This window comes from Priestia sp. JNUCC 25 (assembly GCF_053667915.1).
Genome location: NZ_CM132211.1, coordinates 3,639,464 through 3,654,523 on the forward strand (window position 1 = coordinate 3,639,464; position 15,060 = coordinate 3,654,523).

The 15,060-nt window shown below is 40.0% G+C and carries 17 protein-coding genes; 8 read left to right on the forward strand and 9 right to left on the reverse strand.

Features of this window, described 5'->3' with window-relative positions; genetic code table 11:
• Positions 1–38: 38 nt before the first annotated feature.
• Positions 39–1,433: an amino acid permease gene (locus tag JNUCC25_RS19160; protein ID WP_013058507.1), complete on the reverse strand. Its 1,395-nt coding sequence runs from the start codon at positions 1,431–1,433 to the stop codon at positions 39–41.
• Between the two features lie 531 nt (positions 1,434–1,964).
• Here JNUCC25_RS19160 and pruA point away from each other — a divergent pair.
• The 3 genes from pruA to JNUCC25_RS19175 all read left to right on the forward strand — a co-directional run bounded on the left by pruA (position 1,965) and on the right by JNUCC25_RS19175 (position 5,498).
• Entirely contained in the window at positions 1,965–3,533 is a 1,569-nt protein-coding gene (gene pruA, locus JNUCC25_RS19165; protein ID WP_013058508.1) for an L-glutamate gamma-semialdehyde dehydrogenase, read from the forward strand.
• Between the two features lie 72 nt (positions 3,534–3,605).
• Positions 3,606–4,520, forward strand: a complete 915-nt coding sequence (locus JNUCC25_RS19170; RefSeq protein ID WP_013058509.1) for a proline dehydrogenase family protein — start codon at positions 3,606–3,608, stop codon at positions 4,518–4,520.
• Positions 4,521–4,694: 174 nt separating this feature from the next.
• The gene (locus tag JNUCC25_RS19175) at positions 4,695–5,498 is read left to right on the forward strand and encodes a YwqG family protein (protein ID WP_078082097.1); all 804 of its coding nucleotides are present in this window, start codon (positions 4,695–4,697) and stop codon (positions 5,496–5,498) included.
• Positions 5,499–5,557: 59 nt separating this feature from the next.
• On the opposite strand, the gene JNUCC25_RS19180 is transcribed toward JNUCC25_RS19175, so the two are convergent.
• The gene (locus JNUCC25_RS19180; RefSeq protein ID WP_029323679.1) at positions 5,558–6,085 is read right to left on the reverse strand and encodes a YcxB family protein; all 528 of its coding nucleotides are present in this window, start codon (positions 6,083–6,085) and stop codon (positions 5,558–5,560) included.
• Between the two features lie 172 nt (positions 6,086–6,257).
• Here JNUCC25_RS19180 and JNUCC25_RS19185 point away from each other — a divergent pair, with 172 nt between their 5' ends.
• On the forward strand, positions 6,258–6,644 hold the full coding sequence (locus JNUCC25_RS19185) for a VOC family protein (protein WP_013058512.1): 387 nt from the start codon (positions 6,258–6,260) through the stop codon (positions 6,642–6,644).
• 26 nt (positions 6,645–6,670) lie between these two features.
• Here JNUCC25_RS19185 and JNUCC25_RS19190 read toward each other — a convergent pair whose 3' ends face one another.
• Positions 6,671–6,823 (reverse strand): hypothetical protein, encoded by a 153-nt coding sequence (locus tag JNUCC25_RS19190; RefSeq protein WP_013058513.1) that lies wholly within the window; start codon positions 6,821–6,823, stop codon positions 6,671–6,673.
• Between the two features lie 190 nt (positions 6,824–7,013).
• Here JNUCC25_RS19190 and spoIIP point away from each other — a divergent pair, with 190 nt between their 5' ends.
• Positions 7,014–8,198 carry a stage II sporulation protein P gene (gene spoIIP / locus JNUCC25_RS19195; protein WP_013058514.1) on the forward strand — a complete coding sequence of 395 codons (1,185 nt, stop codon included), beginning with the start codon at positions 7,014–7,016 and terminating at the stop codon, positions 8,196–8,198.
• 24 nt (positions 8,199–8,222) lie between these two features.
• On the opposite strand, the gene JNUCC25_RS19200 is transcribed toward spoIIP, so the two are convergent.
• The 6 genes from JNUCC25_RS19200 to pgaC all read right to left on the reverse strand — a co-directional run bounded on the left by JNUCC25_RS19200 (position 8,223) and on the right by pgaC (position 13,338).
• Positions 8,223–8,372: a hypothetical protein gene (locus JNUCC25_RS19200; protein ID WP_013058515.1), complete on the reverse strand. Its 150-nt coding sequence runs from the start codon at positions 8,370–8,372 to the stop codon at positions 8,223–8,225.
• Positions 8,373–8,456: 84 nt separating this feature from the next.
• The gene (locus tag JNUCC25_RS19205; protein WP_029323683.1) at positions 8,457–10,172 is read right to left on the reverse strand and encodes a putative bifunctional diguanylate cyclase/phosphodiesterase; all 1,716 of its coding nucleotides are present in this window, start codon (positions 10,170–10,172) and stop codon (positions 8,457–8,459) included.
• 278 nt (positions 10,173–10,450) lie between these two features.
• A complete protein-coding gene (locus JNUCC25_RS19210) occupies positions 10,451–10,672 on the reverse strand; it encodes a hypothetical protein (RefSeq protein WP_078082099.1) in 222 nt (73 codons plus the stop codon).
• 127 nt (positions 10,673–10,799) lie between these two features.
• Positions 10,800–11,666 carry a polysaccharide deacetylase family protein gene (locus JNUCC25_RS19215; RefSeq protein WP_064472020.1) on the reverse strand — a complete coding sequence of 289 codons (867 nt, stop codon included), beginning with the start codon at positions 11,664–11,666 and terminating at the stop codon, positions 10,800–10,802.
• Complete coding sequence (pgaD, locus tag JNUCC25_RS19220; protein WP_029323689.1) at positions 11,663–12,124, reverse strand: poly-beta-1,6-N-acetyl-D-glucosamine biosynthesis protein PgaD; 462 nt, start codon at positions 12,122–12,124, stop codon at positions 11,663–11,665. The genes JNUCC25_RS19215 and pgaD overlap by 4 nt, the downstream gene beginning before the upstream one ends.
• Positions 12,082–13,338 (reverse strand): poly-beta-1,6-N-acetyl-D-glucosamine synthase, encoded by a 1,257-nt coding sequence (gene pgaC, locus JNUCC25_RS19225; protein ID WP_029323698.1) that lies wholly within the window; start codon positions 13,336–13,338, stop codon positions 12,082–12,084. The genes pgaD and pgaC overlap by 43 nt, the downstream gene beginning before the upstream one ends.
• Before the next feature lie 293 nt (positions 13,339–13,631).
• On the opposite strand from pgaC, the gene JNUCC25_RS19230 reads away from it, so the two are divergent.
• The 3 genes from JNUCC25_RS19230 to JNUCC25_RS19240 all read left to right on the forward strand — a co-directional run bounded on the left by JNUCC25_RS19230 (position 13,632) and on the right by JNUCC25_RS19240 (position 14,703).
• Positions 13,632–14,180 carry a ferritin gene (locus JNUCC25_RS19230; protein ID WP_029323701.1) on the forward strand — a complete coding sequence of 183 codons (549 nt, stop codon included), beginning with the start codon at positions 13,632–13,634 and terminating at the stop codon, positions 14,178–14,180.
• A 22-nt stretch (positions 14,181–14,202) separates the two neighbouring features.
• The gene (locus JNUCC25_RS19235) at positions 14,203–14,403 is read left to right on the forward strand and encodes a hypothetical protein (protein WP_137738906.1); all 201 of its coding nucleotides are present in this window, start codon (positions 14,203–14,205) and stop codon (positions 14,401–14,403) included.
• 144 nt (positions 14,404–14,547) lie between these two features.
• Positions 14,548–14,703 carry a hypothetical protein gene (locus JNUCC25_RS19240; RefSeq protein ID WP_172802884.1) on the forward strand — a complete coding sequence of 52 codons (156 nt, stop codon included), beginning with the start codon at positions 14,548–14,550 and terminating at the stop codon, positions 14,701–14,703.
• The last annotated feature ends 357 nt before the right edge of the window (positions 14,704–15,060 follow it).

Here is a 15,060-nt window from a genome sequence, read left to right on the forward strand (position 1 = left end):
TTACTTCCTCCTAGCCCTCGTGATGATTTTCTCTTCTATTAAGAAATTCTTTTATTTCCCTGTCCTGATAGGGAACTATCATCTTTTTTCTTTTTCATAAAGAAGTACGAACATACCACAAATACAGCAATCAGCAGCGTGAGATAAAACTGAGTGCGAAGTGAATCAATAAATGCCATCGCAATAAAGATGCTTGTGATCGCCGCAATCGTTCCATACGTTAAATAAGGAAACAGCCACATTCTGATTTTTAATGCTTCCGGCTTTTCTTTTTCGTATTTCTTTCTCATGCGAAGCTGTGAAAAAGCAATAACAAGGTACACAAGAAGCGCTACGCCTCCCGATGCGTTTACTAAAAATAAAAAGATTTTATCAGGTGAAAGATAGTTAAAACCAACGCTGATGTAAGAAATCACGGTACATCCTACAATGGCATTAAACGGAATGCCTTTTTTATTCACTTTTAAAAACATGCGCGGCGCGTCTCCTTTTTGCGCCATTGAGTACAGCATACGAGAACTCGTGTATAGACCTGAATTTAAGCAAGAAAGAACGGCAGTCAGTACGATAAAGTTCATAATTTGAGCCGCTGCCGGAACGTTTACCAGCTCTAATATCGAAACGAACGGACTTTTCATCAAGCTTGAAGAATCCCACGGAAGAATGGTCACTAAAATTAAAATCGACCCAAGATAAAAAATTAAAATACGATAAATAACGGTATTTGTTGCGATGGTGATCGCTCGCTCAGGCTGAGCCGATTCTCCAGCGGCTGTTGCAACAATTTCTGTCCCCATAAAAGAAAACATGACAATCGCCACTCCTAAAAAGACGGAGCTGATTCCATTTGGAAGAAATCCTCCTCTATGAAGAAGGTTCGACGCTCCCGGAGACTCTACTCCCGGTATTAAACCGAGGATGATCGCTCCTCCTAAAAGTAAAAACAGTACTAAACTAACTACTTTAATAAGCGAAAACCAGTATTCAAATTCACCAAATGATTTAACAGAGTATAAGTTCGTTAAAGTTAGTAAAAACGTCAGGATCAGACTCACGCCCCAAGACGGTAAAGACGGAAACCAATATTGAATAATCGTTGAACCCGCAATCGCTTCAACTGCAATAACAATTACCCAGAAAAACCAGTACAGCCAGCCGATTGTGTAGCCAGCCCACGGTCCAAGCGCTTCTCTAGCATATGTGGCGAACGAGCCGCTTGAAGGATTAGCCGTAGACATTTCCCCCAGCATTCGCATAACTAAAATCACCAGCAAACCGGCAAACGCGTACGAAAAAATGGAACCAGGACCCGCTGCGTTAATGAGCGATCCGCTTCCAATGAACAAACCGGCACCAATGATTCCCCCTAAAGAAATCATGGTTATGTGTCGAATTTTTAATTCTTTTTTTAACTCAGGCGGTTGATGACTCATGTTAAAATCCTCCTTATAGGAACCGTCATTTAAAGAATTACACGTTCTTCGCATCGCGCGTTAAATATGTAAGCCCTTACAATAATGTGGACAAATAACTGCCGTTTTCCTACCCTCCTTTTATCTGTACATTCAAATGAAGCCTTCACTTAACGAAAAAGATAGCTTCATTCGACAAAAATTACTTTTCGAATTATATGATAATTTATATTGAACAACTTTGTCTATTGTTTTTTTGAAAGGAAGATCATTTTAATTTACTAACGATAAACTCTTTCCCCTATCGTAATTCTTTACTTCAAAACATCTTTTCTTATATTTTACCAACACTCCTTTCTTTTCGTTTTGTTCAAAATCACTATAAAAGCCATAGATTCATTGGTTCTTTAAACAAAAGTGTTTATTTTTAAATTTTTTGAACATTTTTGTTAAAAAACTATGTACAAAACGAGAATAAGATGATTATAATACAGGTATAGGGTGTTGGAATATTAATTATGTTGCAAATTTTCTAAAAAAGGGGTAATAAAAATGAACACAATGAATATCAACGAAATCAAACAATACAAACACGAGCCTTTCACAGACTTTACGATTGCAGAAAACAAAGATGCATTTGAATCTGCATTAGAACTTGTACAATCAGAGCTTGGCAAGGACTATCCTCTTGTAATTGGCGGAGAATTAATTACAACAGAAGATCAAATTCAGTCCATTAACCCGGCAAATAAAGCAGAAATTATCGGCCGCGTGTCAAAAGCAGATCAAGACTTGGCTGAAAAAGCAATGCAAGCAGCACTTTCTACCTTTAATACGTGGAAAAAAGAAGCGCCGGAAGCACGAGCAGATATTCTTTTCCGCGCAGCGGACATCATTCGCCGCCGCAAGCATGAATTTTCAGCTTACCTTGTGAAAGAAGCAGGAAAACCGTGGAAAGAAGCAGATGCTGATACAGCAGAAGCAATTGACTTCCTTGAATACTACGCTCGCCAAATGGTGCAGCTAAAAGACGGTGCGCCTGTTGAGAGCCGCGAAGGTGAAGAAAATAAATTTAACTACATTCCGCTTGGTGTCGGGGTTATTATTTCACCGTTTAACTTCCCGTTAGCGATCATGGCAGGAACAGCTGCAGCAGCAATCGTAGCAGGAAATACAGTTCTATTAAAACCGGCTAACAACACACCGGTTATCGCAGCAAAATTTGTAGAAGTAATGAAAGAAGCTGGCCTTCCAGACGGCGTACTGAACTACGTGCCGGGAAGCGGAAGCGAAATTGGCGACTATTTAGTAGATCATCCAAAAACACGCTTCGTTTCATTTACAGGTTCGCGTGAAGTAGGCTGCCGCATCTATGAACGCGCAGCAAAAGTACAGCCTGGTCAAATCTGGCTAAAACGCGTTATTGCTGAAATGGGCGGTAAAGACACGGTCGTTGTAGATAAAGATGCTGATTTAGATTTAGCTGCTTCTTCTATTGTGTATTCAGCATTTGGCTTCTCTGGACAAAAGTGTTCAGCAGGCTCTCGTGCAGTTGTTCACCAAGACGTATACGATATCGTTCTTGAAAAAGCAGTTGCGCTGACAAAAACATTAACAATGGGCAGTCCTGAAGATGTGAACACGTATATGGGACCTGTTATTGATCAGGCTTCTTTCAACAAAATTACAAAGTACATTGAAATCGGTAAAGAAGAAGGCCGTTTAATGACGGGCGGAGAAGCAGATGATTCAAAAGGCTACTTCATTCAGCCTACGATCATTGCAGATGTAGATGAAAAAGCACGTTTAATGCAAGAAGAAATCTTCGGCCCAGTCGTAGCATTCTGCAAAGCGCGCGACTTCGATCATATGATGGAAATTGCGAATAACACAGACTACGGCTTAACAGGTGCCCTTCTTTCAAATACGCCTGAGCACATCGAACGTGCAAAAGAAGAGTTCCACGTCGGAAACCTTTACTTCAACCGCGGTTGTACAGGTGCCATCGTTGGGTACCAGCCGTTTGGCGGATTTAATATGTCAGGAACAGATTCAAAAGCTGGCGGTCCTGATTACTTGATTCTGCACTTGCAAGCAAAAACAACAAGCACAACACTTTAATACTCAGTAGAGCAGCCCTAGGCTGCTCTATCTTAAAACAACAAGGGATTTTTTCTATAGGGGGAGATATTTATGTTAGCAGAGGTATCTAAAAATGTGTTTCTTCACGCTTCCCAAAATAAAGCGCTAAACAAAGCGGCGAAAAAATGGGGTCTTCGCTTTGGTGCAGCTCAAGTGGTAGCTGGCGACACAATTGAACATGCGATTAAAAAAGTACGGGAATTGAATGAAAAAGGACTTGTTTGTACGCTTGATCATTTAGGGGAATTTGTTTCAAGCAGAGAAGAAGCTATCGAAGCAACTCAATATAATGTCAGAACGCTGGAAGCTATGGGGCAAGCCGGTGTAACGTGCAACTTATCTGTCAAAATGACGCAGCTTGGTTTGGATATTGACCGCAGTTTTTGCGTTGAGAACATGCGCCGCATTCTTGAAACGGCGAAAAAATACGATAACTTCGTCCGAATCGACATGGAAGACTACGCCCACTGTCAAATGACGCTAGATATTTTACGAGAGCTTCGCGAGACGTTTGATAATGTTGGAACGGTTATTCAAGCTTACCTGTTCCGCGCTGAACAAGACGTAAAAGAGCTAAAAGGCATTCCTCTTCGATTGGTAAAAGGCGCGTATCAAGAATCACCAACCGTGGCGTTTCAAGATAAAGCCCAAATTGACGAGAACTATATGCGAATTATTGAAGAGCACTTGCTGAGCGGAACATACACGGCTATTGCATCTCACGACCACCATATTATTGCAAAAGTAAAAGAGTTCGCTCACAAAAACAACATCCCGCGCACGCAGTTTGAATTTCAAATGCTGTACGGATTCCGCACAGACATGCAGCTTAGCCTTGCAAAAGAAGGCTATACAATGCGCGTATACGTTCCGTTTGGCAACGACTGGTTTGGCTACTTTATGCGCCGCTTAGCCGAAAGACCGCAAAACGTCGCATTTGCTTTAAAAGGATTCTTTTCTAAATAAGCAATCTATTCAGTAAGTATCATAATGAAAACGCTATCATTTCTTTGTACCCTTTGTAGATGCTTCTGCAAAGGGATTTTTTTATCCTATTTCTCTTCCCTTTCAGTATGTATTGCGATAAAATATAAATACGAACAAACGTTCTTTTTATTCCAAACAAAAAGGAGAGTACATATGAGTCCTCTATCAAAATTAGCACTGCCTCCTAAGCTAGAACCTTACCGAAAAGAAATCGAAAAAACATGTAAGCCTTACATTCACATCCATACGGTTATGAATGGTCCAAAATTATATGAAAGCAAGTTTGGCGGCAACCCCTACCTTCCTCTAGAAGCAAATCATCCTCTTGATTCTCAGGGCAAGCCGATGCTCCTGATGGCACAAATCAATTTTTCTGAAGTACCTTCCTATGAAAATATGCCCATTCAAGGCATGCTTCAATTTTTCATTTGCGGAGGTGATAATGAAAACGCCGGCGATATGTACGGACTTGACTTTGATCATCCTACGTCTCAAAAAGACTTTCGCGTCGTTTTCTACGAAAATGTAACAACCGACGAAAACAAGTTAACAACCGATTTCACATACCTAGAGGACATTGACCGAGGTATGTTTCCTATTCCTCAAGAAGTAGGCTTACAGTTTGAAATAAAAAGCGAACCTGTGTCTCCTACTGACTATCGATATAATGATATAGAATCCGGTTTATTTGACGATGAAGAAACGGAAGAAATCTACTGGGATGAGCTTACGGGCGAGTATCATAAAATGGGCGGATACGCTTTTTTCACTCAAAGCGATCCTCGAGACTACGATGAAGCGCTGCGGGCATACAACATTCTGCTTCTTCAATTCGCCATGGACGACGAAGCGGATATTATGTTTGGTGATGCGGGAGTGGCCAATTTTTTCATTAAAGAAGAAGACCTTCGCAACCGTAACTTTAGAGATGTTTTGTACAACTGGGACTGCTGTTAAAAAAAACGCCCTCTTAGAAAAGGATCTAGGAGGGCGTTTTTTCACATTATTATTACTACTCAGCCTGTTTTTCCGGCTCTTGCAGCATTCAGCGTTTCTTTAAACTGCTGTAGCGCTTTTACATCTGCAAATGCGCTTATAGGAATAACGTATCCGCTCATTGCACTAACAAGGATAAAGATATGTTCATCTGTTTCTTTAATTTGAGTGATGCTTGACCAAGGAGTCTTCACTTCTCCTTTCGAGCTTTTCTCTACCAAGCCATCTTCCGTAACCATCATAGTATACTCACCCGTCAGACTGCTGTTATCTCCTTCATTTATTACCTTTACAATGTTCTTTTTAATACTTCCGTAAAAATACTTCGGATAAAATAAAAACCACAGCACCGCAAGCAGCGCAAACGCTACGAACATGCCAAGTAAAAATTCTCCTTCAACCCACGAAACAAGCAAAGGAATAAGAAGAAAAATAAACGACATCCATCGCTGAACTCTCAGCACTTTTTGTACTCTTTCCGAATGTTGAGCGTGATGCATGTTAAAAGCTACGTAATCATCTTTTGTTAACGTATAATGATATTCCATATTAATCTCCAATTCTCCTAAATAACAACAAAATAAAATATACCTCATTTGGTGTTATATGTATATAAAACAATAAGTTTTTCTTATAAAAAGCATCATCTTTTTGTCATTTATTTACACGTATACATCACGTAAACTTAACTAGTACTCTACTATTTAAGGAGGAATGTTTATGACTTTTACACTGACGCATATTGATCATATTCAGCTAGCTGCACCCCCGAATTCAGAAAGCGAAGCACGACACTTTTTCGGAACCGTTCTTGGCTTAACAGAAGTCAAAAAGCCGGAAAGTCTAAAAAAGCGCGGCGGCGTGTGGTTTGAATTTGGTTCTTATCAGCTGCATATTGGTGTTGAACCTACCTTTTCACCCGCAAAAAAAGCGCATCCAGGCTTTCACGTTAAAAATCTACCTGCGTTCAAAGATCATCTGACTAGCTTCGGTATTTCTTTTATAGAAGACAAAAACATTACCGGTGTCGAAAGAATTTATGTGACTGATCCTTTTGGCAACCGAATGGAGTTCTTAGAGAAAGTGAATCTCCCTTTTTCCAACTGAATGTTCGACAAAACAAGAGCTCTTACTTAAGAGCTCTTGTTTTCTTTTGGTCCTTCTTTTTGCTTTTCTTTCCACAGCATGTACAGCAACACCCCTAGCACACAAAATGCCACGCCAAACATTGTTAAAGGAAATAAAAATGTATTAATAAAATGATGATAAACCCATGAGTCGTTCATCTAACCAGCTCCAACACGCACCGTTTTTTTACAGTATGCCCTAATATAAACTTTTTTATGTGGTGTTAAATATCATGGTTTCTATCATATTTCTATTTCTTTTTAATAGAGTAAATAGTAGATACATAACATTCTCCTCTTAGAGTTCTCATCCGCTGATTTCAAAATTTTATTAGAGGAGGTTTACTCTATGAAAAACAAGTTCACTGAAAAGCCTAAAAAGCTTTTTTGGATCCTTTCTTATAAATCATTAATTATCGCTATACTATTTGTTCTCTTAACATCTGCCGCTATTTTTACCGTCACGTATTCAACTCTTCAGCATACGCTGCGCTCAAACGTTGTCTATCAAGCACTATCAAATTATAAAGCCCAAAGCTTGTTCTACTTCATGCATACGGAAAACCATCATTTCTCTCATGCCTTTGAAGAAGACTTCTCCCCGCCTCCTCTCTCTTCTGTCGCCCTGCAGCTTGCGACGAATATTCGCGTGGCAGATACAAGAAGTCTATTTGGATCAGAACTGCCCGGATTTTCTATTTTTGATTCTCATATTCTATTAGCCGGTGAAGGAACGGATTATACCACGATTCCTCATGAATCGGCTCCTCCGCTCGAAAGCATTTCAGGCGAGCGTGATTTGGATCCTGCTGAAAGCAAAACGTACGAAGAAAGCAAAAAACAGTCTCAAACACAGGCCAAGCAAAGTACGGGAGACAAAAAAGTTGTGTACATCTACCACACGCACAGCTGGGAATCTTATTTCCCTTTACTTGGTATGCAAGGTGAAGCGAACGAAAATAAAGCCGTTGATAACAAAACCAACATCACGCTCGTTGGTCAAATGCTAGGAATGGAATTAAAAGCAGACGGAATCGGTTCGGAAGTAGATACAACTAATATGACGCAAAAGCTGAATGAAAAAGGCTGGGGTACAGGACGAGCCTATGCGATGTCTCGCAGCGTGGTGGAAACGGCTCTTCAGCAAAACAAAGACGTCGATTATTTAATTGATATTCATCGGGATTCACTGCGCCAAGAAAAAACAACGGCCGCTATCAACGGCAAATCGTACGCTAAAATGATGATTGTATTAGGTGAAGCAAACCCGAAATTTGATGAAAACGTTAAAATGGCCAAAGCGATTCATGAAAAGCTAGAGGAAAAATATCCAGGCCTTAGCCGAGGAGTATTAAGCAAAAAGAAAACAAGCGGCAATAACGGGTTATATAATCAAGACTTATCCGACCGCTCCATTTTAATTGAAGTAGGCGGCGTCGATAACAATATGGAAGAACTTACAAACACTGTCAAAGCCTTTTCAGATGTGTTCAGCGAGTATTACTGGCAAGCTGAAAAAGTGAATGCGCAGTAAACAAAAACTAGCTACCCCAGGTAGCTAGTTTTTGTTTTTATGAGAGTCACGCTTCTCCTCTTCTTCACACGCCAAGCACACAAGCTTCCCTTCAACAACCACACCGTTTAAAAAGCCCTCTAAACAGTACACATTTTTTTGACATACTGTGCAGATTCCAACGTACTCTTTCACGAATTTCTCACTCCTTCCATACGATTAAAAACCATAAAAAAAAAGCTCTATTAAAGAGCTTCTTTCCGTACATATGATTTTCCTTCAATTCAACAAACGGCTCATTTTCTCAGGAGAAAGCGGCTTATCGAATAGATACCCTTGACCGATATGACAGCCTTGTTCCGTCACAAACTGCAGCTGTTCTTCGTTTTCGATTCCTTCTGCAGTTAGATCAAAGTTAAGTTTCTTTCCCATTTGAATAATCGTTTCCACCAGCACTTTTCCGACTTCGTCTAATTCGTCAATAAATGATTTATCAATTTTTAACGTATTAATCGGCAAGTGTTTCAGATAGCTAAGAGAAGAATAGCACGTTCCGAAATCATCCATCGCCACTTTTACCCCTAGACTCCGCAGACGGTTTAACACTTTTTTTGATTCTTGACTGTTTTGAATAACGCTTTCAGTGATTTCAAGTTCCAGAAAGTGCGGCTCAAGGCCCGTTTTTTTCAAAATTTGTTCCATCTCCGCTACGAATCGTGAGGACTTCAGCTGAATAGGTGATACGTTCACTCCTATTTTACTCGCTTTTGAATTCAGCTCCGTCCATGCTTTCATCTGCTTACACGCTTCTTCTAACACCCACTTGCCAACTGGCACAATTAGACCCACTTCTTCTAAAATAGGCAAAAATTCATTTGGATAGACGGTACCAAATTTTGCACTATCCCAGCGGATAAGCGCTTCCGCCCCTATCACACCAGACGTCTTTAAATCGATTAACGGCTGATAAACGAGCTGAAACTCATGTCTTTCTAGCGCATACTTTAACTCATTCTCCATGCTGATTGTTTTAATTATTCGTTCATTAGATGAAGACGAACTCATTTCATATGTGTTTCGTCCATTCCGTTTTGCTACATACATCGCAATATCTGCTTGCTTGATCAGCCGGTCGATTAGTTCATCTGCGTCTTTTGGAATAATATGCTGCTGACATTCCTTTGAAAATAGGCTGATGCCAACGCTTGTAGAGGTTAGCACTTTATCTCCGTCTATATAAAAAGGAAGCGACATTTCTTTTACAATCTGCTCGGTCATTTCTTCAATTTCCTCAACATTTTTTAGTGAATGCAGCACTAAAATGAACTCATCTCCCCCGTGCCGCGAGATAAAATCAGAGGAAGGAATACATTTTCTTAATCTTTCTGCTACGCGTCTCAGCAGCACATCGCCGTGATGATGGCCAAGCGTATCATTTATTGATTTAAAGCGGTCTAAATCCAAAAATAAAATGGCCAGCAGTTCAGGAGATTCTCGATCTAAAAGTAATTTTTTCAGCTGCTTGTTTAACCAGTAGCGATTAGGCAAATTGGTTAAAGGATCATAATAAGCCATTTGCTTAATTTTTTCTTCATATGCTTTTCGTTTTGTAATATCATTGCGAATCGATACGTACTGATACGGTTTGCCTCGTTCATCTAAAAAAGGAACAATGGTTGTATCCACCCAGTAGTACGAACCGTCTTTTGCCTTATTTTTTATTTCTCCGTGCCATACCTTACCGGATCTAATCGTGCTCCATAACTCTTTAAAAAACAAGCTTGAATGATGTTTCGAATTAATAATACGATGATCCTGACCGAGAAGCTCATGTCTTTCGTACTTAGAAATTTCACAGAATTTATCGTTCACGTGATTGATGAATCCGCGACTATCCGTAATCGCTACAATCGATGATTCATTTAACGCAAGTTCAATATCATTTAGTTTTTTCAGCGCTTCTTTAAATTTATATTCAAAATGCCTGTTTTCCATAGCCTATACACCTTTATCAAAATTTTAACGATAAAACAAAACCCATGACGAAATGATAGAGAGGAATCGTGAATAATGAATACAATTTAATCAGCAACGGACAACGAATTAATCTGTCCGATTGCCTTACATTATTAAAATAGCAAGCGTAGGATCGCTGTTTTTCCTCTTTTCACCTTCACAAACTTCTTACGCGTAGTTTGTAAAAGAATTGGTAGCTCGTTTCGTTTATCCATGTCTGTTATCACAACTTTTATATGGTAACATTAAAATGATTTTTATAGAAATGAAAGTGTACTTTCTTCACTTAATTGACATACCTTTTCGTGAATAGATTGGATAAATGAGTTAGTATGGATTACTTGAGACACCGCTGTTGATTTCCGTGCAAGACTTCGCTTTCCGCGGGCGGCCGGTGAGCCTCCTCGTCGCTTCCGCTCCTGCGGGGTCTCACCTGTTCCGCTTTTCCCGCAGGAGTCTTTGCCTTTTCCTCCAATCAACAGCTAGAAGCAATTACATACAGTAAACCTACGTTCACCCTAACAATAAAAAAATCCGAACGATTCATCGTTCGGATCTTCCTTCGATTTAAATACTTTTGTCTCAGCTTCTTTTTCCACTTTCTTCTCATGAGCTCGTACGTGTCAGCCACGGAAGAATAAGATGTTGAAAGGTTTTGTTGTATACAACAATTCGGTTAAGATAATAAGGATCGTTGTCTTTTGTAATAAGATGCGGCGCTAGGATAGCTGCTTGGTGAAATCCAGCATCTTTCACAATCTTAGCTACGTCATCATTTGTGTTGCCGTATGGATACGCAAAGTAAACCGGGTCTATTCCTAAATGGTTCTTAATCGTTTCTTTGCTTTGTCGTAAATCACGGGCAAACGCGCTGTATTTAGCAGGCGTCAGAAATAAAGGCTTGTCTTCTTCCAAGCGGTGCATGTCATATGTATGAGAACCGATTGTCGCAAGGCCGCTGTCTTTCATTTCTTTTAGCTGACTCCACGAAGCCATGTTTAAATTTTGAAAATCCGTTGCCCCCACTTGTCCTGCGATTACATATAGCGTAAACGGAATGTTTTCCTTTTTTAAAATGGGAAACGCGTTTTGATAAACAGTAAGGTCAATATCATCAAATGAAATCCATACGCAGCGTTTTGGAAACGTGCCTTTTTGCTGATACGTTTCAATATCTTTTGGCGTAATAAACGTAGCGTCAAGTTCCTTCAGCTTTTTCAACTGATGTTCGAAATCATTGCTGTAAACGCTGTACTCTGTCAGTTCATCAGATTTTGTAACTGAGCTGACAATTCGGTTAAACCAATTATGCTTGCGCACGCGATGATAATTTAAGCCTAAGCATCCGTTCGTCTCAAGCGCTGGCTCCACGGTCGTTGTGGCTTTCGCCTTGTCTTCCCAGTTCACTACTTTAAAGAAAACAAAGCCAACTACCGCTGCCGCTATCAAAAGAAAGAATACATATTTCTTCATGCGTGTTTCCTCTCCTCAGTATGCTTTAACGGATTAACATCAAACTCGATGTAACGGGCACGCTGAAGTTCTTGAATTTGCTTCTTGGATAAAAGCTCAAGACGCTCTAAATCTTTTATACTCGTATACGCCGGCTCTTTCCGTCGGTTTAAGCTTCCAAATCTCTTTTTGTTGTAGAATCTCCATAAAAACAGAGCCAGGAAAAAGAAGCAAAAAATAGCGAGTCCAATCACTAAAAACGTTCGAATTTCGCCGTTCGTCGTTTTGAACGCAATTTTTAATACCCCGCTGTAACGGTCATTTACGCCGATAACAGCTGAAAGGAAAAACCAAAGAACAATGGCACAATACAGCCAAAAAACAGATGAAATAATGATACTTATCACTAATCGAGCAAGAGGCTGTTTGGCTTGAATCATGATTTGCTCTTCGTTAAGCCGCGGTCTGGACTGCTCCATGTAGCATAGCCTCCTTTCACTCTAGATCTGATAGCGCGAGGAAATGCACTTATTACCACAACCGTATTCACAATCCAGTAAAGCGCTGGGTACCATGCAGCCCATACGTAATAACGCTTCACGTTGTCGTATTTCGAATCAATTTTCAGCGCAATAAACAGCTGAATTAAGCTCATAAACACAAGGGAAAATGACGTAAACGTAAACCAAAACAGCATATCTTGAGGACTGCTCGCGGTAACAAGCAGCATTAGAGTCACAAACAGCCATGCGAATGACCAAAAAGTACTGATCCACTGCTCTAGGTATACAATCCAAATTCTGCGCTGCTTCCATTTTAATAACACTTTCCAGTGACGAAGCATTACCTCTTGTCCGCCTTGAGCCCAGCGTACTCGCTGCTTCCAAATTCCTTTTAAGGTTTCGGGCACAAGCATCCAGCACAATGCCCGGGGTTCATAGCGGATATCCCAAAAGCGCTGCTGCAGCTTCCAGCTCACGGCGATATCTTCCGTAATCATGTCGCGATCCCACAGCCCGACGTCCACAAGTGCTTTCTTTCGAAAAGCCACCACTACGCCTGAGACCGTCATTACTTTTCCTAAAATTCGCTGTGTTCGTTTAATAGAACCGATAATAGAAGAATACTCAACTAGCTGAATGCGACTCAGCAGTGTATTACGGTTTCGAATGCGCGGATTTCCGGTAACGGCTCCCAGCCGTTCCCCTTTATGAAGAAAATGATGGATTAGATAATACGGAGCGTCTTGATCTAAAATAGCGTCGGAATCTAAGCAGATTAAAAACTCAGCTTTAGATGCGTGTGCACCTAAATGTAACGCGTTGGCTTTTCCTTTATTTTCATAAAGCTGAATCACACGAACTTCAGGGTGATTTCTGCTGATTTCCTTTAAAATATCAGCTGTTCCATCCGTGCTTCCATCGTTAATAAGGATGATTTCTTTAGACGGATAATCTAACGCCAAAAGGTGCTTAAGCGTTTCTTCAATCGTCTCTTCTTCATTATAGCAAGGCACTAAAAAGCTCACTAACGGCCAATCAACTGCTGAAAAATCAACTTTAGGATCTCGGTCACGATAGCGTATGTAAATAAGCGTGCCTGCAATCCAAAATAAAGACATAATAAATGGATACCAGAAAACAAAGCTCGCAAGCTTTTCAAATCCAGGTATTAATACGTGTTGCATATTCATTTTTCTGACTCCTTCACACCAATTAAAATTGCATAGAGTGACAATTTTATCACTAAATTGGTTAAATAGAACATAGTAATTTTAACCATCTAAAAAAGAGACTTTTAAACTACTTTTATTCCTATATTATACAACCCTTATATGTAAGTAAGAAGCATCAATAAAGGATGGGCAAGTTACCTACTTAAAGAAGTGACATATAGTATCACTGTAGATTTCTTTCATCACGAAAAAGTGTGATGGTTGCAGCAAGTATAGTAAAGAAATCCTTTCCCTGAGGAGGAATAACAAATATGAACGAACAAATTCAAAAACTGCTCAATAACTTAATTCAACTTGAACTCGTCTCTTCGACTTTATACCTAGCTATGTCTAACTATATGAATCGATTAAACTATAAAGGAATGGGCAGCTGGCTGCGTCTGCAGTCTGAAGAAGAACGCACCCATATGCTAAAACTCATCGACTACTTAGTTGACCGCGGCGGAACGGTGGAATTAAACTCTTTGCCTGCTCAGCCAAGTGAGTTTGGGACACCGTTAGAAACGTTTCAAAAAGTACTGGAGCATGAGAAATTCGTCACGAATTCTTATCGTCAAGCGTTTCAGTTTATCAGCCAAGCGAACGACCCTCAAACTTTAGTCATCGTGCAGGACTTTTTACGAGAACAAGTCGACGAAGAAGCTCAAGCCCAAACGATTGTAGACCGCTTAAAAATCGCCCAAAATAACCCTGCAGCTATTTTTATACTCGATCAAGAACTAGGACAGCGAAAAGCTGCGCCGGCGGGCGGAGCACCGGCGGGCGGAGCACCAGCGGGTGGAGCAGCTGCGCAAGGTTAAAAGCGCAAAAGAGTGTAGAACAATGTGCAGAACCAATAACACGACGCCCGTTTCCTTGTTTCGAGTTGGTATTCATCACGGCTATTATGGCTATCCGCCCAATGTGTATAACGCCATTCAAAGACTTATGAATCAATATATGCATCAGTTTCACTATCATCGTCCTCAATACGTTCACGTCTACTACGTACACCCTTCTCTTATTCATTACTACCTTCACTAAGTTAAGGAGAATAGGAATTTTGCTTCTTGAAGAAATTCACCGTTTCTCCACCCTAATTAAGGAATTCCAATCAAAAATATGGATATTTATGCTAATATAGATTTTTTTAATCAAATAAAGAAACAATTATTAGCGGGGTGTCATATGGATAATCAATACGCTGCAGAATGGGGAACGCTGGCTTTAACTAATGCCGGATTAGCGCAAGGTAAAAATCGAACGGGTCTGAACTGGTTCTTATTATCTCTTGCTTTAGGACCGCTGGCTACCTTCATCTTACTGCTGGTTGAAAAACGATAAAAATTGGTTCAAAGCTCATTGCTTTGAGCTTTTTTCTTTATTGTTCAACTATAACTGCTCTCCCAAAAAAGTGAAAAAAGCACCGCTTGAAATTTTTTTCTAGACTTAATATGCATAAATCTATTCATCATTCAGCATAAATCCGGCTGCATTTTGTTAATAAAAAACCTACTCTTTAGAAAAGGGAGGAAGCTTCTTTTTAAACCTTTGTTTCCGACAATAAAATCAAAAGAAAGAAAAACGCTTTTATTCTATGCTTTTCTAATTAACAGATTAACTGTTTTCTTCAGATGATGATGATTTACACGGGACAGCTGTGCATCTACTGAATGAGGTCAAACTTCCTGTATTTCTCAA